This is a genomic window from Arthrobacter sp. Y3224055, assembly GCF_059090825.1.
In genome coordinates this window covers 106,270-129,127 of the sequence record NZ_JBNHGB010000004.1, presented here as the reverse complement: position 1 = coordinate 129,127, position 22,858 = coordinate 106,270, and the positions used below count along the sequence as shown (strand labels likewise).

Genomic DNA, 22,858 nt, shown 5'->3' with positions numbered 1-22,858 from the left:
ACTGGATAATTGACGACGGCGGCGCTCACTTGGGAGGTTAAGGAAACTTTGGCGGACCCCATCGAAATGATCGACACAAAACTCGTCCGCGCCCTTCAGAAGGAGGGCCGGGCCAGCTACCAAGAACTGGCGCGCGAGCTCGGCCTGCCGCGGGCCATGGTCTCCGCCCGGCTGCGCCAGCTGCTGGACAGCCAGACGGTCCGGGTGGTGGCCGCGGTGGATCCGGCGTTCCTCGGCCAGCACGTGATCGCCCACGTCTCGGTGGTGGCGTCCGGGCCGGTGCGCAACATCGCCAAGCTGCTGGCCGGCTGGCCGGAAGTGGTGCTGGCCTCCGCAGTCGGCGGCACCCATGACCTGGTCACCGAGATCCGTGTGGCCACACATGACGAACTGCACGCCGTGCTCACCCAACTCCGCGAGCATCCCGACGTGGCCTATATCGACACGTTGGTCTACACCCGTCTGGTCAAGGGCTTTTTCCTCTCGCAATACGCCGGCGAGGTCACCATCGACGGCGTGGACACGCAGCTCATCGAGATCCTGCAGCAGGACGGGCGGACCAGCTACCGGGACCTCGCCGCCGCCGTGGGGCTGACCCCCACCGCCGTCCGCTCCCGGGTGCAGCGGCTGCTGGACACCAGGATCATCCGGATCAGTGCCGTGGAATCCCGCGGCGCTGGCGGCCGGCAGCTATCCATGGGCGTCGGCCTAAACCTGGCCGGCGACAACGACGCCGTCCTCGAACTCCTGCGCAGCTCATCGCACGTGGAGTTCGTCGCCCAGACCGTCGGCCGCTTCGACGCCATCGCCACCCTCGCCGCCCAATCCCCCCGCGACCTCCTCGCCCAACTCGAGGAAATCCGCAGCCTCCCCGGCGTCAGCCGCACCGACTCCTGGCTCCACCTCGAAGTCGTCAAGGAAGACTACGCGCGGAGGATTTCCTGATGTAGGGCAACCCTGGAGCAAGCACAAGCCTCAATTTAGCGCCTCGACGGCCGGTCACCTGATACGGACTTGGGCGGAATTGTGCATGGACCTGGCTATCGCGGGCCAAACGAATGTCTAGGCGGGTCAGAACCAACGAACAAGCCGGGAGCCCAGCACCACTTAGGGAAAAGCCGGAGTCCATGCCTTATCCCCGATCCGTTGGTCTCCTCGTCCCGATGGCAAGCCATTCGGGATCTCTCTGAGCCAGTTCGGCGGCACCGATTATGGCATTGAGGATCGCAGCGGGCTCAGGAACCTCGCCGGCCTCTTCGGCAGCATCGCAAAGTAGCGCGTCAGCAACTCGAGGACTGTGCACGATCGAAGTTGCCGCATCCGTAAGCGAGTACCGGAAGACACCGGAGTTGGGCGTTCGACGGATGGCCACAGTAAACTCCGCTGTCTCGGTCTCTACATCCATCCCAAACTCTGAACCATGATGAAGAATACGCAGGTCTTTGAAGACAACTGAATGTCGGCTTGTCATTGGCGTGCAGTCATGCCACGCCCGACGCAACGCGAAGTGACGCCGCGAGGAATCGAATGCACGGCCAACCTGCGACGCTTCGAGTTCCTCTCCGTCGGTCTCAAGCAAGGCGTCACTGAACTGGATAGGTCCCTCAGCGGTTTCTCCGTCGTCAAAATCGATCGAAGTCTTGGACAGCGTCACCGCGTACAGCCTCCCACCAGTGTGTATCTCTCCCTGCAGGGCAGCCGCTTGGTAGACGTAGTCATTCTTCAATACGCCTACGATGCCAGCGTCCTCCAAAATACCAATGCTCCAGTCGAAGAACTTCTGCTCTTCTCGGCTCCTAAGAGACTCGTGGGCCTCAACCGAAAACGCCTGTGAAGTCCAGTCGTTCGATGATGAAGGTTGGACTTCTGGAAGCGACAAAATCCAGAGTGGCGGCGTGCACACGCCTTCAGCGGCTAAACCTGCTGGAGGATTGGTCTGTTCCCGGCTCATGTGAGGATGCTATTTCGGACATACCGAGAAAGACTAAGCAAACGACGCAGACTAAAGCGTCCTAGGAGTGGTGACCTTGAGAGATGCATTAGCCCGGCCTCATCTACGACGCAAGACTGCTTGCCTGGTCCTGTCCGTCGCAGTTTGGCTCCCCCAAGACTGGCGATCACGCCATTCGAGCTTTACGCCACGAACGAAAAGCCACGACTAGTGCCACAGCCAGAACCGTCACCACTAACTTGCCAACCATCTGGCCTGCCAACGCCTGACTGACCGAAAAACCCGCAATAGTTAAGAAGATTATGGTGTCAACGAATGATCCCACGACATTAGATGCGACTGCAGCGCGGATGTAGCCACGTTTCCTGAGCGGAGTATAAACGGCCAGATCGGCTACTTCAGACGACAAGAATGCGACGGCGGACGCAATGGCAATGAATGGCTCAGACAGCAGGAGGGACAGTACCGCGCCTACCACAATCAGGCCCAACGTCCAGATTTTACCGGCAGAGTCCTGCAAGGCGTCGCGCAAAACGAACGTGAGCCCTGCGAAGTAGGTACCTGCAGTTGCTACCAAGCCGAAGCCGACAGGAACGACACCATACCGGGAAGTCACGAAATTCGCCGCCAGAATGCAAGCGAGCAGGCCAACCGCCGAAGCGAAGGCCACGATAACGTTCCTTCTATTGCGGGAGTCGGTGAGGTTGGTAAGGGTCAAGGTCATGGGTGTCTCCTCTACAAGTGGCTTGCCAGCCGATGTGACTGCCGGGGCCACTGGTAGACAATACAGCCTCCTACCGACGCCCTAACTGCCAGGGCAAGTGACGTTCGCGACCTTCCCAGACTTCCCACCGAGGCTGGTCTGAAAACCGCTTGGAATGTAGGTAGATCCTCGAAGCTTTAGCAGGAGCAGCAACTCCGTTGTCCCTGCTCAAAGCGCGAGTTGACCCTCTCCGCGCAACTGGACTCCAACTTCCGATGATGCGGCCTTTTACTCACACGTTCACGTCGACGGCCAAGAAGGGCTTTTTGCATGCGTTACAGCGGCACCCCTTGCCGTCCTTGGTAGTTGCTCTATTCCCAGTGGGCGCCCTTCACTCCCGACTAGTCTACTTGTCGAACACTGCCCCCTTGCTGATGACACATCCCTCCACGTCCGACCGCCCCCCACTAGAACCATGTTAACCTTCCCAGAGGGGGTGAATCGATGAACTTGGAAGATGGATGTCCTCTTTGTGGGGCTCCGTTAACTCTGCGATCCGCCAGGTTTGGACGCAACGCCGGAAACGATTTCTGGGGATGTACCAGGTACCCTAATTGCAAAGGGAGCCTGAATTTCGACGGCACGCTACCGGATCTTTCGGCGAAAAAGACGGGCCCCTCAAAAATATCGACCGCTACGAGTGCCACCGGAACGGCAGTTTCGTCCTCCGCGACCCGCGCCGGAAGAAGTACCAAACTTCGCCGAGGGGACCTGCTCGTCTCCAACACTAATGCGCTTGGACCAGGCAAATTGGTCGCTGCCGACGGGGAAAAGCTTGTACTCGAATACTTCGACAACCCAGGGCAGGCCACTGAGGAGCGTACACGGATTTCCGTCCCGCGCAGCGGATTACGCCGATTCCCCCTGAAACAGGAAACGCGAGTCTTCTGGATTTCGGCCGCAAAATGGCGTTCGGGTCGGGTCATAGAGGCCACCCCGGAGAGGGACATACACGTCCGGTCACGCGACTGGGAAGGCTTCGTCGCCGAGGAACAAATGTTTGTGCGGTGGCACCGTCCACTCACCGATCCCGTCGGGTTTGCTGCGGGCGGATTGCTCGAGTCGCCCCTGCTGGCCGATCTACGCCGGCCGTTCCTCCGGGCTATCCTGCAACAACGCTCTGCCGCCCGCGGCATGAAGGGCGCTTTGTCGAGCGCCATCGAACTCCATGATCACCAACTCGAGGCCGCGTGGCGTGTGTTGCAGGATCCCGTGCAGCGTTACCTCCTCGCCGACGAGGTGGGACTAGGCAAGACCATCGAAGCAGGCATTATCCTTCGCCAGTTACTACTCGACGACCCAGAACTTTCGGTGCAACTAATTCTGCCGCCGTTCCTGATCGGCCAATGGAGGAAAGAACTGGCCAGTAAGTTCTTCGTCCAGGACTTTCCCCGGGCGGACATCCGGTTCTCTCGCAACGACGCGCCCGACACCTGGGCGCCCGCCGACCTTCTGATCGTCGATGAGGCCCATAACCTAGCCGCCCTGGCCGACAGCGACCAGTCGGATCTCGCCGCGCGTTACGCCAAGTTGGCGCAGGTCGCTACAGCGTCCACGAGGCTTCTCCTGCTGTCCGCAACACCGGCGCTGAACAATGAACCGGTCTTCTTGCAGATGCTTAAACTTCTGGACCCCGCAGTATATACCGACGTGTCGGTTGATGACCTGCGCCAGCGACTAGCTGCAAGATCCGGGCTCGGCCGAATTTTCCTCGGCCTCCGACCCAGCCTCCCCGCAATAATCCTCCGCAACCGACTCGCAGAACTGCGCGACGAAATGTCAGGCGACTCTGAAGTCGAAAAGCTCCTCGATATCGCGTCGGCTGCCTTAACGGCAGCCGACCACGACGCTCTCAAGGGGGCGCTCGAGGAGGTCCGAACACACGTCGCCGAGATCTACCGCGTGCACCGGCGTATGCTCCGTACCCGTCGTACGTCAGCGTTGCAAACCACCTATCGAGTCACTGGCCGCAAAGCTCCCAAATCACTCACGTTTGAGTCGGGACTACTCACCGAGTTGACCCGACTGTTGGAGGCATGGCGTCAGGAAGTCCTAGCCGCGCATGAGCAGAATCCGATTGCTCTTCGGGCCGCTGCAAATTCGTTCGCCGAAGCCGTCAACTTCTCGTTTGATCCCGAGTCGCTTGCTGAGTGGGCACGTTCACGCAAGGCCGCGACACCAGGAGAGCAGACCGCGCTCGACCGCATAGTTCAAGACCTGGCGTTCACGAACCGCCGGGATGCCGTTGCCAAGCCGATCGCAGACGCGCTCTCCTATCAATTCAAAGACGGGGAGAAGGTCGTCGTTTTCTGTCCGACCGCCGATCTCGTGACCGAACTCGGGGAGGAACTCCAGGATTTCCTCCCCGACACCGCGGTGCTCGAGCACCGCATCACTGATGCGCCGGAGCATATCGAGATGGTAATCCGGAAGTTTGAGAGCGCGCGTGAGACCGCCATACTACTCGCCGATGCCTCAGCCGAAGAGGGCCGCAACTTCCAGTTTGCGGACCTGATGGTCCACGTCGGGGTCCCGTCAGACGCCAATCGCATGGAGCAGCGGATTGGACGATGTGACCGCTGGCAAATGATTGACACTGCAGGTGAACGGCGCTCGATGATCGTAACCGAATCCAGCGCATCCGAGACGTTCGCTTCCGTGTGGACCCAAATCCTCAAAGACGGCTTCGGGGTCTTCGATTCGTCAATCGCCAGCCTGCAATTCGCTGTCGAAACTGCGACTGAGGGTGCGTGGCAGCAACTCCTCACCGATGGCATGGAGGCCAGAGAAGCGATCGTCGAATCGGTACGCTCGTCCCTTGAGGAGGAAGTCCTGCTGATCCGCGAGCAGGATGCCCTCGACAGCATCGAATCCAGCGGCGATCGCGGTTCCATCTACAGGAAAATGATGGAGTTCGAGTCCACCGAATCCGAGTTTGCCGAGCTCACCCATGATCTCCTGGCAAATGTCCCCGGCAACCTCCGCTTCAATACCATCGGTGATCCGGTGCACAGTGTGGGTGGGTACGATGCCTTCTCGCGCTTGCCTGGTAATCAATTGCAGATCCCTCTCATCTCCTTGGAGCGCCTGCAGAGAGACTTCCTGCCTGTCCGCGACCAGCGCGGCACCTTTCTCCGCACCCACGCCATCAAGTACAACGACACTCACCTCTACCGCTATGGCGATCCGTTTATTGAAGCGGTTTCCGACTTCCTGTGGCATGATGACCGCGGTCGTGCGTTCGGCATGTGGCGTTGGCGCCCGGACTGGGGGTACGGCGAGAGGGTCGCCTACCGCTTCGACTACGCGGTCGAGGCACGCCCTCGCGCTAACATACCGGCGGCCGCTGGCCTGCAGTATCAACTATTGAATCGGGACAACTCTGTAGACACGGCTTCTTTGGCGCACCGGGCCGACAACGTGTTCCCGCCACTGATAATCACCGTGTGGATCGATGATCGGGGTGGGCAGTTGACAGATTCCGCTCTCTTGGACGTGCTGCAAGAGCCGTATGTTAAGCCTCGGGACAGGGCTCTCGGAGGCGACTACTCCCTCAACCGTTCGCGCATAGAGGCCGCCTACAAGTACGTTCCGGCCGCGGCCTGGTCTCGGAGATGGTACGAAGCGGAAACTACTGCGGTAAATCTCGTCGGCAGCCTTCCCGCGGTGCGAGACGCCATTCAAACGGGTCTCCAGCAGGCACAAGCCGATTCGGCGAAGCGCGTGAAGCAACTACAGTTGCGGGTTGCTCGTAGCGCGGGTCGTGAACGCTCAGCCCTCGAGAAGGAAGTGACGGTTGAGGAAGATGCCGGATGGGCCCTCTATTCGGCGATCAAAACCCCGTCGTTTCGCCTCGACAGCACCGGAATCGTGATCGTCTCCGGCGAGGAACTAACGCTGGGAAACGACGCATGACCCTCCAGTTCGAAGCCGTCCAGGCCGCCTTACTTGGGGACGTCGGAGCAAGAGACGAACTGACCGGACCTCACCGTCGTCTACTCGACGCATGGTTGTCGACTCGTTCCGGCGCGGAGATCGCTGCCGATGTCGCCGCGCTTGTCTCGCAAGTGCTCAGGCACGAGAGAGACGTATCATCCACAGATACCCCTCGACTGCGAATCAGGCTGGACGATCGTGCTATCACCACGGACGTATTAGCCCGCAGCAACCTCAACTGCACCCGCTACGGCGAGACCGAGCACGCCGTGACATTGGCGGACACTTGGGCTCCGGCTTGGTTGCACGGTGATCCTCGGTGGATCGACGTTGCTTGTGCAAGTCCCGGCCCCTACCGCGGCGGCACGCCTGAGGAAGTGTCCACTTACGCGCGCCCGGATAATCCGGTTCCTGCTGACCCCGCACTGACGATTATTGCCCCCAGCGTCACCAAGTATCGTTCTAAAACTCAAGCCGCCGCGATTCGCACCGCAACTCTCGGTCACCCTTCATCTACGTTGCATGTGGTGCTCCCCACCGGAACTGGTAAATCCATAGTCGGTCTCGCGCCCGGCCTGCTACGTCCGGACGGCACCACTCTCGTGGTAGTCCCCACAATCGCGCTCGCACTCGACCAGGAGCGCACAGCGCATGAACGGTTCCCTAATTTGCATTTGCCCATGGAACTCGCATACTACGGCGATCGCTCCGACGGCGGGAAGGAAGCGATCCGGGAGCGTTTGCGTGCAGGTACCCAACGAGTGGTGTTCACTTCACCTGAGGCCCTGACGAGTGGACTTGCGCCAGCACTTCATGCACTGGCTGCAAGCGGCAAACTCACCAGCGTCGTAATCGACGAGGCGCATTTGGTCCGCTCGTGGGGTCTCGACTTCCGTCCGGAGTACCAGTTGGTCAGCGCACTTGTGAGCGAACTCCGCGCAATCGCAACCGCTTCCGGACATCAGGAACCTCACGTCATCCTGCTCACGGCGACGCTTTCGGAGGAGGGCCTCGAACTCAATGACGCCCTTTTCCATGGGTCTCACAAGTCGACTTTCATTGGCTCGACATTCCTGCGAACTGAACTGCGCTACCTCAACGGCACCTCACAATCACGCGAGGAACGCCTTGACCGCGTCGTTGAAGCAATGCATCACCTTCCCCGCCCAGCCATCATCTACGTAACGCGCAAGCAGGATGCAGAGCAGATCACCGCTCGTCTCAGGGACGCTGGGTTTAGTCGGGTCGATTTCTTCCATGGCGACGTTAGCGAAGAGAAAAGATTGAGCATTTTGAGGGGATGGTCAGGTTCGGCAGGCACCACGCAACTCGACATCGTAGTCGGCACTAGTGCGTTCGGCCTCGGCGTCGACCAGAGCGACGTTCGCACCATCGTTCATGCGTGTGTGCCCGCGTTCGTCGACCGCTTCTATCAGGAAGTCGGGCGGGCCGGGAGAGATGGGCATGCTGCAGTGTCGGTTTGGCTCACTGCACCTGGAGATGTCAATGAGGGACGTAGCATCGAGAGGAACACCCTCATCGGCGACGAGAAGACGTGGAATCGCTGGCACGCGATGCGACTCCGTTCCGTGCATGCCGATTCCGATCCCGGGTTGCTCGTCGTCGACACTTCAGTAGTGCCCAAACACGTCACCCACGCATCAGACTCCAACCGCCTTTGGAACCGCAATACGCTTACGCTCATGGAACGGGCCGGCCTCATCTCGATTGAAGCGACACCGCCACCCGATATACAGCGAGGCGAGAACGAGGAAGAGACCATTTTCGAGTTGCGGCGGCAGAAGGTATGGGAGGGGTTCCGCAATCAGTTGCGAGTGCGCATCAATGCAGGTCTCAATCTCGACCAATCGACGTTCGAAGCTCGTCTCAGGCAACTCCGTACCAACATTCGCGCTACGGAGAAGTCTTCCCACGCACGCATCGATGGATTGCTCGCGAGGAAAGAGTGTTGGGCGGACGTGATCGCAGCCGAGTACACCTTCAAGGACGTTGGGCCGATGCTTGCAACCCTAGGCGCCACCCCGGCATGCTCCGGTTGCCCAGCTGAGCAGCACAAGCCCCGCCCGCAGTACGACACTCCAATACCACTCATTAGCGACTCCAATATCCCTGACCTGCGCCGGGACGTCAGCACGGCCCTGAAAGCACTCGCAGCTGGGGGCCACGTTGTGATCGTGAGTTACCCCAGGAGTCTGCGTTTGACCCTGCAAAACCTCGTCCAGCGATGCGTAAACCACGGAGTCCGCGGAATCTTGGCATCTCGTTCCTTCATGAACCACCCCGCCATGACCACTGCGTCTCAATCGGCCGACGAAGGATTGATCTGGATTGACACGATCGGCGATGGACTTCCGAAGGTCTCCTTCGCCGCTCCCACGCTCATCCTGCTTGATGAAACGGACTCGCCCAACTTGTCCTGGCTCAAACCTTCCTCAGGCCCACTACGAATTGTGGTTGTTCCTGAGGGGGCCGATGATCCCGAGAAAGCCGGGCACAAAATCGTAAACTACCGCTCCCCACACTGGGAAATGCACGATTTCCTGAGGAGGATCTGACATGGCCGTACTCAATCCACCTCGAGTCCTCCCCGGTCTTGGCCGAGCAATGATCAACTTCCTGATCGAGAGCCGCAGCACCAAAGACGAAGCAGGACTAGTTGATGCCTTCAAGCCTCTAGGTGTTAATGAGTCCAGTGGTGGTGCCGACGGTGTAAGGAACACTGTCAGCGCCTTCCGCGCCATAGCCATGCTTGAGAATTCCACCGAAGGTAATATCACCGTCGCTAAAAGCGTCACCACGCACGGACCGAGGTTAGGGCGCGATAAGTTCAGACGCCTTTTGGTCAGCCATGTCTTCGACCTCAGGCGGGACGGCGACCCTTGGTCCGTCAGTGACGGGGAAGCTAGCACCAGTGGCGCCCGCGATCTTACGCGCGCCTTGGCGTGGTTCCTCGCGCAGGACGCACTCGGCTATCCGCTCAATTGGAATGACAATGTCCAGAAGATGCAGGCCGATCAGTTCGGTACCGGACAGAACGCTCAGTGGCCGATTGCAAATGACACCCGATGGAACGCGTTCACGCGCTGGGCACCTGCACTTGGATTGGCAGTGCCTTCGCTCGTCCGTACCACCCCAGGATTGGTGCCGCTTCCTACGGTCGCCATCGCCGACGCTGTTGCCGAGATGCCAAACGGGCAGATGCAAATTCTGGATTTCCTCGACGTCCTAGCACGGAAAATTCCCGTTCTCCCGGGTGGAATGATCCGTAACGGACTCGTGGCGCGACTTAATGCCGACCCGGACCCGGGAGTGCAGGGTAACGCCCTAGACACCTCCATCGCCCAGGTACTTCGAATCCTCGAGAGTCGCGGGTGTCTGAAGCTAGACAACCTGGCTGACGCCGACGGCGTCTTCCTGTCACGAAGCAGCACAAACCGCACGACGCACATCACCCTGAAGGGCGGGAAGAAGCGATGAGTTGGCGAGGTACCTTGCCCCCCACATGTTGGGAAGCAGTCGAAGCAGAGAGAGTCATCCCCACAGAAGCGGAGACGCCCTCGGACGGCGTCTTCTTGGCAACGCACACATCGATCCCAGTGTTTCAGCGTGACGTTGTCGTCAACGCTAACCACACCAACCGAACCGATGAAGAAGCACTCCTGCAAGCCGTTGCGGAGCAGCCTGTTGATCAGCCGATCTTGCCCATTCTCGGCGGTTCCGGCACTGGTAAGTCACATCTGGTGCGATGGCTGCGCGCAAAACTGCCCCCCGAACAGCAACGTCGCGTCATCTTCGTACCGAAGCACCGGATGTCGTTGCGCGGCATCCTCGATCTGATCCTCCAACATGCGACCGGCGACCGGGCCGATGAGTTGCGCAGTAAAGTCGCTGCGGCAGTAGAGGGTTTCGCTGACGAGAACGTGGCCAGGTTACGCCTGCGAAGCGAACTCGCCCTCCTGATCGAGACGCAGAGTCCGCATTCCGATGCGCCCTCTGAAGAGCAGGACCTACGCGCTTACCTGTCATCACGTGAGGGCCTTCCTGCGCTGCTGGGGGACGACATCTTCCGCGATGCCCTCTTGGTTGAGAAGGGACCGATAAGCCGTCTTGTACGAGAGAAACTTGAGGGCAAAGGTGCAGAAGACAAGGAGGAGGCGTTCGGTTTCAGCGCTGACGACCTCAACCTGTCGGTCGACGATGTGAGCCGGGCAGGGGCAGCGGCAGAGAGTGTTGCTACTGCCTTGGCAAGCGGACCCGAGGTGCGTGAAGTGGCCGCCAAGATGCTCAACGAGCAAATCGGCCCGGCGGTTAGCCGGGTCTTCGGAATTGGCGGCGATGACTTGAAGGACTTGTTGGTGGAGGTCCGCCGCGAGTTTAAGAAACAGGGCTTGGAACTCCTGCTGCTCATCGAGGACTTCTCGATTTTTCAAGGCATCCAAGGCGGACTCTTGGATGCGATCACACTAATTCCGACCCAAGATAACAACATCTGTCCGATGCGTGTAGTGATGGCTGTCACTACAGGTTATTTCCGTAATCAAATGCCCGACACCGTCTACACCCGGGTTCACAAGGTCTTCGACCTTGATGATCCGAAACCGAAGGTTTCGTTCGATACGAAAGCTCTCGCGGCTCGTTATATGAATGCGATTCGCGTCGGCAGTCAAGTTCTGAAGCAAGCACACATTAGCGCGGAGGACATCCCCAACGCCTGCGATCAGTGCCCTGTCAACGACGCATGCCACAAGGCATTCGGAGCGGCGGACGGTTTTGGCCTCTTCCCATTCAATGAGCACGCCCTCGACAAGGCAGTGAAGAGCAAACTCGTCGAGGAGCGCCTCAGCGTTCGGGATTTTCTAACGCGAGTACTTCGACCAGTGCTGTTCAACCATCACGATGACATTGACGAAGGCAACTTTCCCACTTCGAACTTCGATATTGCGTTTCGTGCAGGCGCCACAGGCGCACTTGACAGTGTGGAGGATGAACATCTGCTGGCGACCCCGGGTGATCCCGAACTGACCAAGCGCCGAGTCAACTTGGTGCGTTACTGGGGCCCCAACGGTGCCGGTCCCCGGAACCTCCTGCAGACGATCCACGACGCGTTCGAGGTCCCACCCCTAGCAGAGTTGCCGGGCCCCAACGCTAGGAGCAATACCCCTGCTCCCAACCCCGGTCTGGCTGGGGGCTCGACATCGCTCATCCCTACTCCCCCTCCGGCCCCTCCAACACCGAAACCGATAGTCGCTCCTGCACTTGTCCAAGCGATCGATGAATGGCGTGCGACCGGACTACTCCGTCAGAGGGATCGTAACGATCTGCGCCAGATGATCCACGCCGCCGTCACCGGACGACTCGCACTCGAGGATGGACTCGGCGGCTACCCAATGTGGACGAGCACCGGCAAGCAGTGGGATACGACGTTCGAAGCACAGACTTCGATCGCCCTCGGTGACCAGCAGGTAGCTGGGGCACTGATTATCATCGACAAGGACAATGACGAGGACGTCCGCGTTCTTCGGGCCCTCGCCTGGGTGAATGCTACAGAGCACTGGAACTCAGTTGAAAACGGCGAAGTGCTCCACCGCCTTGTCGAGGAGAAGGTTACTGCGTGGACAACTGCAGTTAGCGACGCCCTGTTCCCCCAACGCGACGAGCGCCACGATTCCGAGCTCGCAGTCGCGGCTCACGCCCTGCTCGCGATGAGTAAGGCGCTCGGCGTCCCTGACGCCTTTAAGGAAGACGCGTTGAGTCGCACTCGCGCGCTGTTCGCTCCCATCTCGATCGACTTCAACCGTCCCCGCCAGAAGTTGCGACAGTGGCAGCAGCGTATCTCACAAGACTCCCAACGCCTCACGCGTGAACAACTCCAGTGGCGCGTACTTCGACTCGCCTCCTTCACGCAGGGTGCGGGCAATCCCCTAGCCCTCGATCTGCCCCGCCTGACCAAGGCACTGCGGGGCAAAGACAGTGGTGTTGACCTACCCCCTATGCCCGGGCTTCTCGGGGAGACCGTTAAGTGGATCGAAATGCTTCATGACATGCTGCCCGTTTTACGAGAGGAGGCACTCACGATGGTCCCGGACCTCAGCGGATTGGGTGGCGACCTAACTGACGTCATCAAGCAACTCGACAGTTTGATAACGGAACGCGCAACCGCCGGACAACTCCCCGCTGTGATCAGCCAAAACGGCGTCCAAACAGGTCTGAATGCCGCAGGCAAGTTGATCAAGCAGGGTGACCAGAACCGCGTTGAAGGGCTGCGGGCCAAACTCGACGACTGGGAAACTCTGTCGCCGGACGATCAAATTGGTTTGCTAACCGACAATTGGGACGAAACGGTCGGCCGCGTGCGAGAGTGGCACGCCCTCGCTACTAGTGCCATTCAAGCCCTGGAGGCCAAACTGGGCAGCGGCGTTGACTCTGCGGCTGAACTCGAATACGAACAGACCCGCTCCGCACTCCTTAGCGCTCTGCAGGAGTTGGCTGAGCTCCTCGAACCGGTCAAAGAGACGAAGGAGCCAGCATGACTCTGTTAGAGAAGATCAGTGAACTGCGTCTGAAGGCTACCGCTGCCGACGATGAAGATAAGATCAGGAGCCGATCCGGCGAGTTCACAGCACTGCGCGAACGACTTCAGAGCGCAACCTCGAACGCAGCAAACGTCGCGGCTGGCCGCGAGGAACTCCAAACCGTGGGGATCGCCCAGGACGACTACGATCAGGAACGCGCCTTTGCGCTCGCCACAGTGCAAGACCTCATCAACACGATCATTAGTCTGCCGGTTGAGGCGAAGTTCGACGCAGTGAAAATGCAGTGCCATGCCATCGAGGTGCACTTCAAGAACTCGGAGAAGTTCGTTGCCAGTGCTTGGAAGGAATACCTGCCGAACTCCACACCGGCCGACGACGACCTATTGGATGCGCTCGATCAGGCGGGTGTAGATGTGGAAGCAATTCGCTCGGATATCGAGAGCGCGAGGCTGGTGTTGTTCACTCTAAGGAACCGAATACTCCCTCAACCTGGCGACGCCCTAAAGTCGCAGCAAGCCCTTTACGCCTTGAGTTCCAGCAAGTCGCGCATCGGTGCAGTGATCGACCCTGCGATCGCCAAGGTAGTCGTGCTTGCTCAAAACGACGGCGTTCCATTCTTGGAGATGAGCCGTGAGGTGGTCTCAGCGTTAAACGATCTCGGCATCCTAGATCGCTTCCGGGTGGTGCTAAGTTGAAGGAGCCGACCATCATGCGGGCACTTGATGTACTTGAGGGGTTGGAAGACCCCCTCTTGTGCTGGGGAGTCGTGGACGGTGGGCTTACCGACGACGAGCTCATGCAAGCCTTGGATCGAGTCATTCTGGAGGTAGGTGAACTCGGTTCCCCGGAAGAACTGGCGGAGACACTCCAGGCACAAGGTCTCATCGTGCGAGACGATTCGATAAGCCCCGCACTGTGGCGTACCCGCAACGGCGAAACTCTGCGTTTGCTGGCACGGTTGCGCCAGATCTTTTTGCTTAAGGATCCTCAGGCAGCGTGGCGCCGCGGCGCACAACTTGTTGCGGACTACCGCTACGCCCGGCGCCCGCGGGCCTATCCAAAACGTGATCAAAAGTGGGATTCTCCCCTGACGGGCGAACTCAACCAAACCACCTACCGCGAGGTGCTGCAACGCTTAACTTCCAAACCTGCGATGCAAAACAGCGGCAACTTTAACATCGCGGGCTTCCAGAAGCGTGCTACCACCAACATCCTCACATCGTTGCGAGCGCCCTCCACAACAGGCACTGTAGTGGGCGCTGGCACCGGTAGCGGCAAGACCTTGGCATTCTATTTGCCTGCGTTTGCCTACATAACCTCGCTGGAGGACTCCAGTGCATGGACCCGTGCCATCGCTGTGTATCCCCGTAACGAACTGCTTCGAGACCAGTTCTCTACTGCCTTTGCCAATGCCCGCAAACTCGATGACGTCGCCACGACTCTGAACGGGCGCCCACTCACCATGGGTGTGCTCAATGGTGATACACCCACTACAAACAGATCCCTAAAAGGGGGCAACTCGACGTGGAAGAGGTCGGCACAGGGATACCGCTGCCCGGCCCTCACTTGCCCGAGCGACGGCGGTGCACTCTATTGGCCCGTGGCAGATGTCGAATCAGACACCGAACGCTTGGTCTGCGGTTCATGCCAGGCGTCCTTTGACTCCTCCGTCGTCGTCCTGACCCGCAGGCGAATGAGCCAGTCGCCTCCTGACCTGCTCTTCACCACGACGGAGATGTTGAATCGCAACATCAGCAACTTGGAGTTGCGGCACGTACTCGGGATCGGAGCCGCGAAGAAGCCTCGCCTCATGCTTCTCGACGAGATCCATACCTACGAAGGAACAACCGGCGCCCAGGCCGCAATGACAATCCGCCGTTGGTATCACGGGATCCAGGGCCATGTGTGCTTCGTCGGCCTCTCCGCAACACTCGCCAACGCCGTTCGTCACTTCGCCGATCTGACGGGCGTTGAAGACGGGTTCGTCACCAGCATCGAACCAGCACCCGATGAGATGGAGTACGAAGGAGCCGAGTACATGCTCGCGGTGCGAAGCGATCCGGCGAGCGGCGCCAGTGTCCTCTCCACGACTATCCAGGCCTCGATGCTACTTCCACGAACGCTCGATGCGCCGACGGTCCGAAGCGCCAAGGGAGCGTATGGCACCAAGGCCTTCGTTTTCACCGACGACCTAGACGTTACGAACCGACTCTTTTCCAACGTGCTCGACGCAGAGGGGCAACGTTACTCCCAACAACGCGCTAAGCAGGTGAAAGCGCCGCTCGCTTCGATGCGCATGCCTATCTCGGACGATCTGGATGGACAGCGGCGTGCAGGCCAAAGTTGGGATCTGCCGCTAGCGCTCGGACACCACTTCCAGACTGCTGGGTTGAAGGTGAGCCGTACGACTTCCCAGGATGCCGGAGTCGATGTCGACTCGCAACTGATAGTCGCCACCGCATCCCTGGAAGTTGGTTTCGACGATCCCGACGTAGGCGCAGTGTTGCAGCACAAAGCTCCTCGAGGCGTCGCGGCATTCCTGCAACGCAAGGGACGTGCCGGACGTACCCGCGGAATGCGCCCGTATACTGCCGTTGTCCTGTCCGACTACGGACGCGACCGGGCTACCTACGAAGCCTGGGACGCGCTTTTCGATCCGGTGCTGCCGAGACTCGTTCTGCCGATCCGCAATCGTGCCGTGCTTCGCATGCAGGCCGTGCTAGCGACGATGGACTGGCTTGCGGAACAGATACGTACTCAGAAGACCTACGCAAACCTTTGGCGCGACCTGTCAAGCCTGAGCAATCCCAGTTACGGGCCAAAGCAACGGGAGACCCAACTGGCTGCCGCCGTCCTGCTCAACAGGGTTCTGCGCGACCCGTCCCGGCAGAACAGTCTGCGCCAATGGATCGCGGGCGCCCTCAAATTGCCGCCGAACGTCGTGAACGAGATTCTCTGGCACCCGCCTCGAGCCGTCATCCTAGCTGCAATACCGGCCTTGGCCCGTCGCCTGACGACTGAGTGGGCGGTGGCGGAGACGGGCGGACTTGTGGCGGGCAAGGACAATCTGGGTGGCAATCCCCTGCCCGACTTTTTCCCCCAGAACCTGTTCAGCGAACTCGCGCTCCCGGAGGGCTACGTCCTGGTGCCATCGCAGCGCTGGGACACCACGGAGCGCGAGATGCAGGCGATGGGTATGGCGCAAATGTTGCGCGAGTTCGCGCCAGGACGGGTCTCCCGCAGATTCGCCACACGAGACCTCAGTCATCGGCATTGGATACCAATTCCCACCGATGCTCGCGAAGCAACCATCGACATCCCAACCATCCTTCCCATGTACCGCCACGACTCGGACTTGCTCATCGACGTCGAGGGAACTCCAACCGAACTCAAGCTGATCCGCCCCGATCACCTCAACGTCGAACTAGCAGATGATGAGATTCAGGACTCATCCAACGCCTTGCTCACTTGGTCGTCACAAATTACAGAGACCGGCACAGGCCTCGAAACGCGCATTCCCAAAACCGACCCGATCGGCTACTTCATCAAGGATTTGAGATTCTATTTGCACGCGCAGAACTCCCACATCGAAGTGCGTCGGGCAGCCATCGAGTCTGAAGCTTCCCTGATCTTGAAAGGCGGCGACGAAAGGCGTGTCCGCACGAACTTCACGCTCAACGGGCAACGCGTCGGCCTCGGTGCAACTTACGACGTGGACGGGATGTCCATCCGCCTCGACCTTCCCGACTCCATCGACGTACCCGATGAGATCCTTCCGGGCATCAAGAGCGCGTGGTTGCGCCATATCATCACAACTGATCCGGACCTCTTGGAGCACGTCAACACGTTTCAACTAAGCTGGCTCTTCGAGACCCTAGAGGCGATGTTGATGACTACTGCCGTGGACAAGAAATGCACGCTGGAAGCCGCTTACTCGGATGTGCGCGTGGGCTTTGCCGACAAGTTACATGAAACGCTTCAGGCGATGTTCCGGAGCGCCAACATCGATGAGGATGCTGACGGAACGATCAGCAGGCTCGGCAAGCGTCTCACCGAGTTGTTGCGCGAACCTGCCGTTGTCGCTCGCCTCGATCACCTTGTGGAGCAAGCGTGGGAACCTACTGCCGACGCTTTTCAGGCGTGGCTGCACCGCCGCCTCTTATTCACGCTTGGGCAGGCCGTCCTATGGGCCGCCCGCGAAATCTGCCCGGAGCACGATCCTGAGGGCTTGTTCGTCGACGTCGAACCAGGCCTCGAGGAATCGGGGAGACCGCGCAGCGACGAGGTCTGGCTAACGGAGACGTCTATTGGTGGCGGTGGCTTCATCGAGACGTTGGCCGCACGTGTCCGCCCCGACCCGCGCAGGTTCCTGCGCCTTGTTGCCCGCGCACTCGAGCCGGGCACAAACGAACTCGTCGACGCGCACATGCAGCGATTGCTCAACTTGATTGTTTCCGAATCCGACTGGAGCGAGATCATCGCAGCCTTCCGTACTGCGCAATCGCAGGAGCAACGGGTGGCAATCCTAGGAAGCATCATTACGAAGATGCGCCAAGCCGGGGTGTACGGCGCGGAGCAATCCGTGATGTCTTCAATGGCCAACCGCCTCCTCCGCCCAGGTTCGACAACTGCGACCGACCAAGCACTCCATACCCTGGTCAGCGAGTGGAGTCAGGAGGAACAGCGACTCGAGTTGGAGATTCCTTCGCGGACTTGGGCATATCTCATGCGTCAGCGTACTGACCTGGACGCAGGGCTCAACATCATGGCTACAAAGACGGAGCAGCACCGTATCGACACAATCCAGAGCCTACTTTGGCCACGGGGATGGTCACTGCGCGCTCGTGAATTGGAGTCGTACAACCCGTACTCCAGGAGTCTGCCGGCGGCGCCCGACCTGTTGCGTTCCATGCTGAAGAACTCCCAGGGGGCTGTCGATGTTGCTACACAAGAAGCTGACAGGAAGGTCCGGGAGATGCTCGCCAATCACGGATCAGCACAACTCAGCGCTCAACCAATGTGCTCCGGGGAACTCGCCGATCTCCTCGTTGGTCTCACGACCAAGGCCATCGAGACTGACTTCCTCCAGGTGTATCCCCGCATCACTGAGGTCAGGCATCTACCGGACGGAACAGCCGTAGTCTCACTGGAACTCGCGGAGATGGCCCTATGAGCACCCGCCGTATCGCTACGCGAGGTGGCGGGCAGACTCGTCTAGTCAAGGACCTGTTTCAGACTCTGCTCGTGACCGAATTGCTCGACCCATCGAGCGAACTGCTCGTGCTGTCGCCTTGGATCTCCGACATTGTCGTCATCGACAATTCCTCCGGACAGTTCAAGAGCGTGCTCCCTGGCCTGCCGGCTCGTCCTATCCGCATTACCGAGGTGTTGACCGAGTTAGCGCGCCGTGGCAGCAGGGTGCGCCTTGTGATTCGCGATGACCCGAAAAATGCCATGGTCCGCACCCTGATCCACGACTTGCCTATGTCCGGTCCGCGACCTGAGGTCCTCATACGTGACATCCTCCATGACAAGGGGTTGCTGAGCGACCGTTTCCACGTGCACGGCTCAATGAACTTCACGCACTTCGGCCAGGCAGTAAACGAGGAAGGCGTAACCGTAACGTCAGATCCCGACGCGATTGCACGTGCCCGTCTCGACTATCAAGGAAGATTTCAAGTCTCGTGAGCCACCTTCTGGAGGATTTCTTCGGTACCGGCAATGAAATCAATCCTGCTGACTTGACCCCACCGATGCAAGCACTGCTCGATAGTTGGCAGGCAACGATCCAAGGCGGCGGAATCGGCTTCCTGCCGCGTCTCTCACAGCGGCGCACCTACTGGTATGCTTTCGCTCCGTCACAACGCCAGCGCCGCGAACTTCTCGGACTCCTTGACGCGTGGGTCGGCCCAACCTACAGCGACCTCGAAATGGGACGGGGAGGGTTGGATGTCTCCGACCCCTTCGATGCCACTCTCGCTGATCTTGAGGTAGCGCCCCTCCGATTCGAAGTACTCCCTAGAGTGGCTCCTCATTCGGCTCAGGCCAAGGAAGCCGTTCGAAACGCCTTGACGACGCTGACCCGACTCGCAAACGAGCGCCCGCCGTCGCAGTTCGACGCGATGAGGACGACCGTGGAAATCCTCGACGATCTCGGCCACGCGATCGCAGCGCATGACCGGGCACTCGCAGAAGCGTGCCTGATCGAGCTTGAGCAGTCGGCTGACCTGGACGAGTCGAATCTGGCATTCCTTAGGCTTCGCCTTTATGCAGGTATGCGCGATTGGACCGCGATGTTTGCGGATCCGGCTCTGGACCAAGTGCTATCGATGCGGCGTCCGCTGGGGGTCACACGGGTGATCCAATCGGGGCTCTATTATGAGCGATTCAGGGACCTGGATTATCAAGGCGCAGAGTCCGAACTTCGCAATACCGCCGAGCAGTTGGAGCCTGCTCTTCGCGGCCTCTATACCGGGGGCCCTCCGAGCAGTCGTGCCGAGGCCGTCGTCGAACTTATCTGCCGACTGCTGGCTACCCCTTCTGCGAACGATCCTGCGGTCAGGCGACTCGTCGACCTCGCATCCGACATTCAATCGGGCCTCGATGAGCAGTTCCGCCGCATCATCGAAGCTTTCGTGCCAGCCGAAACTACCGCCGAGGCCGACCCCGGACTGTCCGTCGAACAGCCATCACCCAGCCCGACGGTGCAGATCGCCTCTCTGATTGTTCAAGGGGAGTATGCCGCCTGCATCGAACTAGGCATCGCGAGTGAGCCGAGCACGGAAGTGGGATGTGGTCTAGTGCACGCAGCCCGGCAACTGTCCAGTGCTAAGTGGGCGACCATGGTCCTCGATTATCTTGTCGCTCACGATCTGATGGCAGTTGTAGCAGCAACTTCCCCGGTTCTCCGCGCAAAAGTGGAGTGGCTGGAGTCCATCTGCGGTGAGTCGCCGTTGCGTAGCTGGGAGGACTGGTTCGCTAGCCTCGACAATCCCGAGGGCGAAACGGTGCAACTGTCGAACGGGGCAGTTCAGACATGGGAGCCCCTCCCGCCGGCCAGACTTGTGTCTTTGGTGACCCAGGCCTCCGACGCTGCGTTGACCAAAATCGGAGAGTGCGGCGGCCAGTTCCTTGCCGCTCACAGCTACGTTTTCGAGTCGCCGGACGCATCAGAGGTCACACTGCAACTGGTTTCTGCGATTGGTCTAAGTGGCAAGGCTTCGCCAGGTATCCGTGTGCAGGCACTTGCTCTGCTCGAATCTCTTGGCGCAAGCGGTCCCTCCCAGTCCACTTACGAGGACCTCCTCACTTGGGCAACAGCGATTCTGGAGGCGAACGCTGCTGCCACCACTGCATCTTGGGTTTGCGACATCCTACAAACTCTCACCGCGATCCCCACACCTGGCAGCAGCACAAGTGCAGTGCTCGAGTTTTACTTTAACGTAATCCAGGTACTCCGACCCTATCGGACCGCCCTCGACACCGCTGACCTCGAAGCTCTGGAGGTGGTCGCTGCAGAGATCGGCACCGAAGTGCCTGCCGACTTCCGTGCGGCCATCGCCGAAAACCTCAGCGAGGATCCCGCCGCCGCTTACCGCTACCTCGACGGCAAGACGGTGGTCCTACATTCCCTGACCGAAACGGCCATTACACGCGCCTCGCAAGTACTCAAGCGCCTAGTGCCGACCGTTGACGTGCGCACAAACTCCGAGCACGACGGCAGTCCTCAACTCGCCCAACTTAGTGCCAACGCAGACTTATTTGTCGTAGTTACTGCATCGGCTAAGCACGCTGCGACGACATTCATCGCCGATCACCGTCCCGGTCCTACCCTTCTGGTCAACTCTCGCGGATCCTCCGCGATCCTTCGCGAACTGGCGAACTTCGTCCTGTGACCTAGACCTGAACTAAGAGCGCTGCCAGAGGCGCTTCGTGCCGAAGTCAGAAAGCATCAGACCGTTCACCTCGATATATGCAACCGGACGTGCATGTCTCACGAACTTGCACCGCTGTCAGGAGAGGCAGTTGCTTCTCTAACCGCTGCCAAATCCACCGGGCGAGGACTTCACTTGTTGGGTTCTCGAGACCCTGGATATCGTTCAGGTAGTAGTGGTCCAGTTGCTCCTCAAGGGGCTTGAATGCGGCCTTGATGTCGCCGAAGTCCTGCACCCATCCCGACTCGTCAGCTACGGAGCCCGCTACGTGGACTTGCACGCGGTACGAATGTCCATGAAGTCGACTGCATTTGTGCCCTTCGGGAACGAACGGAAGCCGGTGAGCAGCCTCGAAGGTGAACTCACGGTAGATTTCTGCGCTAAAAGTCACGGAATCCCTAGGTACTTGTGGGTTTGCATACTGAGTTGCCAATTGGGATGCTCCAGACAGAACCGGACAGCGCGTGCGGTGTTCTCGGATATGTCTGGCCCGTCCATTGGCTGGACGCGGTAAGTGTCGAACTCCAACTTCTCAAACTCTGTCGGGTCAACACCGCCCTGAGGGAAGACGAACTTCAGTTCATTGCCGCTCGATATAGCGAGCTCAGCACCTACCTTGGGACTTACACACAACCAATCGATACCCTCCGGAGGAATCCTGGTGCCGTTGGTCTCGACGGCCACGTAGAAACCCCGACTCTTGAGTGCCGCGACTGCGGCGGCATCCAATTGCAGCAGTGGTTCGCCGCCAGTACAGACCACCATACGGTTTTCAAGCCAATCGGCCGGCCAGGCTGCCTCCACAGCATCAGCAAGTTCCTCTGCTGTTTCAAACCGTCCGCCGCCTTCACCGTCCGTCCCGACGAAGTCTGTATCACAGAACTGACAAATAGCCCGGGCCCGGTCTCGCTCCCGGCCGGTCCACAAATTGCAGAGACTGAACCGGCAGAACACCGCCGGGCGCCCGGCATGAGTCCCTTCGCCCTGCAGGGTGTAGAAAATTTCTTTGATCTTGTAGGTCAAGTCAAACTTCCTGGTACAGGATGGGGTCGTGGCTACCCGCCTCGGCGAAGCCTTTGAGGCGCAGGAGGCAGGAGTCGCAGTGGCCGCATGAGCGGCCCGCTTCATCTGGGTCATAGCACGAAGAGGTCAGGCTGTAGTCCACGCCAAGAGCGAGCCCCATTCTCACCGTCTCAGCTTTGGTCTTGTCGATGAGCGGCGTATGAATCTTGATTTTCGTGCCCTCGACGCCGATCCGAGTTGCCAGGTTTGCCATGTTCTCGAACGCCTCGATGTACTCGGGGCGACAATCCGGATATCCGGAGTAGTCAAGCGCGCTTACACCGATAAAAATGTCGGTTGCCTCGATGGTTTCCGCGTATGCCAGAGCGAAGGACAAGAACACCGTGTTACGCGCCGGGACATACGTCACCGGGATGTCCTGTTCAACCTGCTCGACAGACTCATGCTTAGGGACTTCCACGTCCGTTGTAAGAGCCGACCCCCCAAAGACACGCAAGTCGATATCGCAAACGACGTGGCCTTCGACGCCCTGTGCTTCGGCCACGCGCTTAGCAGCCTCCAATTCCACAACGTGTCGCTGCCCATAGCGGAAGCTGAGTGCGTAGGGTTCGTAGCCTTCACTCTTTGCGTGGGCGAGTACGGTAGTCGAGTCCAGTCCGCCGCTAAGTAGGACGACTGCCTTGCGTGCCATGCGATC

At 59.5% G+C, this 22,858-nt stretch carries 14 protein-coding genes; 9 read left to right on the top strand and 5 right to left on the bottom strand.

The annotated features are described in order from the left end of the window. The first annotated feature begins 48 nt into the window (after positions 1-48). Positions 49-945 carry an Lrp/AsnC family transcriptional regulator gene (locus AC5RTY_RS11135; RefSeq protein WP_494139540.1) on the top strand — a complete coding sequence of 299 codons (897 nt, stop codon included), beginning with the start codon at positions 49-51 and terminating at the stop codon, positions 943-945. Between the two features lie 187 nt (positions 946-1,132). Here AC5RTY_RS11135 and AC5RTY_RS11130 read toward each other — a convergent pair whose 3' ends face one another. Both AC5RTY_RS11130 and AC5RTY_RS11125 read right to left on the bottom strand, forming a co-directional pair. Beyond that, the gene (locus AC5RTY_RS11130) at positions 1,133-1,951 is read right to left on the bottom strand and encodes a hypothetical protein (protein WP_494139539.1); all 819 of its coding nucleotides are present in this window, start codon (positions 1,949-1,951) and stop codon (positions 1,133-1,135) included. A 166-nt stretch (positions 1,952-2,117) separates the two neighbouring features. Then, complete coding sequence (locus AC5RTY_RS11125; RefSeq protein WP_494139538.1) at positions 2,118-2,675, bottom strand: VUT family protein; 558 nt, start codon at positions 2,673-2,675, stop codon at positions 2,118-2,120. Positions 2,676-3,158: 483 nt separating this feature from the next. On the opposite strand from AC5RTY_RS11125, the gene dpdE reads away from it, so the two are divergent. From dpdE to dpdD, 8 genes are read left to right on the top strand one after another with little or no spacing between them, the layout of a single operon-like run. Continuing rightward, a complete protein-coding gene (gene dpdE, locus AC5RTY_RS11120) occupies positions 3,159-6,629 on the top strand; it encodes a protein DpdE (RefSeq protein ID WP_494139537.1) in 3,471 nt (1,156 codons plus the stop codon). Then, complete coding sequence (gene dpdF / locus AC5RTY_RS11115; RefSeq protein ID WP_494139536.1) at positions 6,626-9,226, top strand: protein DpdF; 2,601 nt, start codon at positions 6,626-6,628, stop codon at positions 9,224-9,226. Before dpdE ends, dpdF begins: the two co-directional genes overlap by 4 nt. A 1-nt stretch (position 9,227) precedes the next feature. Further along, a complete protein-coding gene (gene dpdG, locus AC5RTY_RS11110; RefSeq protein WP_494139535.1) occupies positions 9,228-10,148 on the top strand; it encodes a protein DpdG in 921 nt (306 codons plus the stop codon). Next, positions 10,145-13,201, top strand: a complete 3,057-nt coding sequence (gene dpdH, locus AC5RTY_RS11105) for a protein DpdH (RefSeq protein WP_494139534.1) — start codon at positions 10,145-10,147, stop codon at positions 13,199-13,201. The genes dpdG and dpdH overlap by 4 nt, the downstream gene beginning before the upstream one ends. Further along, positions 13,198-13,899: a hypothetical protein gene (locus tag AC5RTY_RS11100; RefSeq protein WP_494139533.1), complete on the top strand. Its 702-nt coding sequence runs from the start codon at positions 13,198-13,200 to the stop codon at positions 13,897-13,899. Before dpdH ends, AC5RTY_RS11100 begins: the two co-directional genes overlap by 4 nt. 14 nt (positions 13,900-13,913) lie before the next feature. After that, on the top strand, positions 13,914-18,377 hold the full coding sequence (dpdJ, locus tag AC5RTY_RS11095; protein ID WP_494139532.1) for a protein DpdJ: 4,464 nt from the start codon (positions 13,914-13,916) through the stop codon (positions 18,375-18,377). Next, a complete protein-coding gene (gene dpdK, locus AC5RTY_RS11090; protein WP_494139531.1) occupies positions 18,374-18,892 on the top strand; it encodes a phospholipase D-like domain-containing protein DpdK in 519 nt (172 codons plus the stop codon). Before dpdJ ends, dpdK begins: the two co-directional genes overlap by 4 nt. Beyond that, on the top strand, positions 18,889-21,099 hold the full coding sequence (gene dpdD / locus AC5RTY_RS11085; protein ID WP_494139530.1) for a protein DpdD: 2,211 nt from the start codon (positions 18,889-18,891) through the stop codon (positions 21,097-21,099). Before dpdK ends, dpdD begins: the two co-directional genes overlap by 4 nt. 46 nt (positions 21,100-21,145) lie before the next feature. Here dpdD and queD read toward each other — a convergent pair whose 3' ends face one another. The 3 genes from queD to queC are packed head-to-tail and all read right to left on the bottom strand — an operon-like array spanning position 21,146 to position 22,852. After that, positions 21,146-21,529, bottom strand: a complete 384-nt coding sequence (gene queD / locus AC5RTY_RS11080; RefSeq protein WP_494139529.1) for a 6-carboxytetrahydropterin synthase QueD — start codon at positions 21,527-21,529, stop codon at positions 21,146-21,148. Next, positions 21,526-22,161, bottom strand: coding sequence for a 7-carboxy-7-deazaguanine synthase (gene queE, locus AC5RTY_RS11075; protein WP_494139528.1), 636 nt, complete (start codon positions 22,159-22,161; stop codon positions 21,526-21,528). Before queE ends, queD begins: the two co-directional genes overlap by 4 nt. 1 nt (position 22,162) lies before the next feature. Further along, positions 22,163-22,852: a 7-cyano-7-deazaguanine synthase QueC gene (gene queC / locus AC5RTY_RS11070; protein WP_494139527.1), complete on the bottom strand. Its 690-nt coding sequence runs from the start codon at positions 22,850-22,852 to the stop codon at positions 22,163-22,165. Positions 22,853-22,858: the final 6 nt, after the last annotated feature.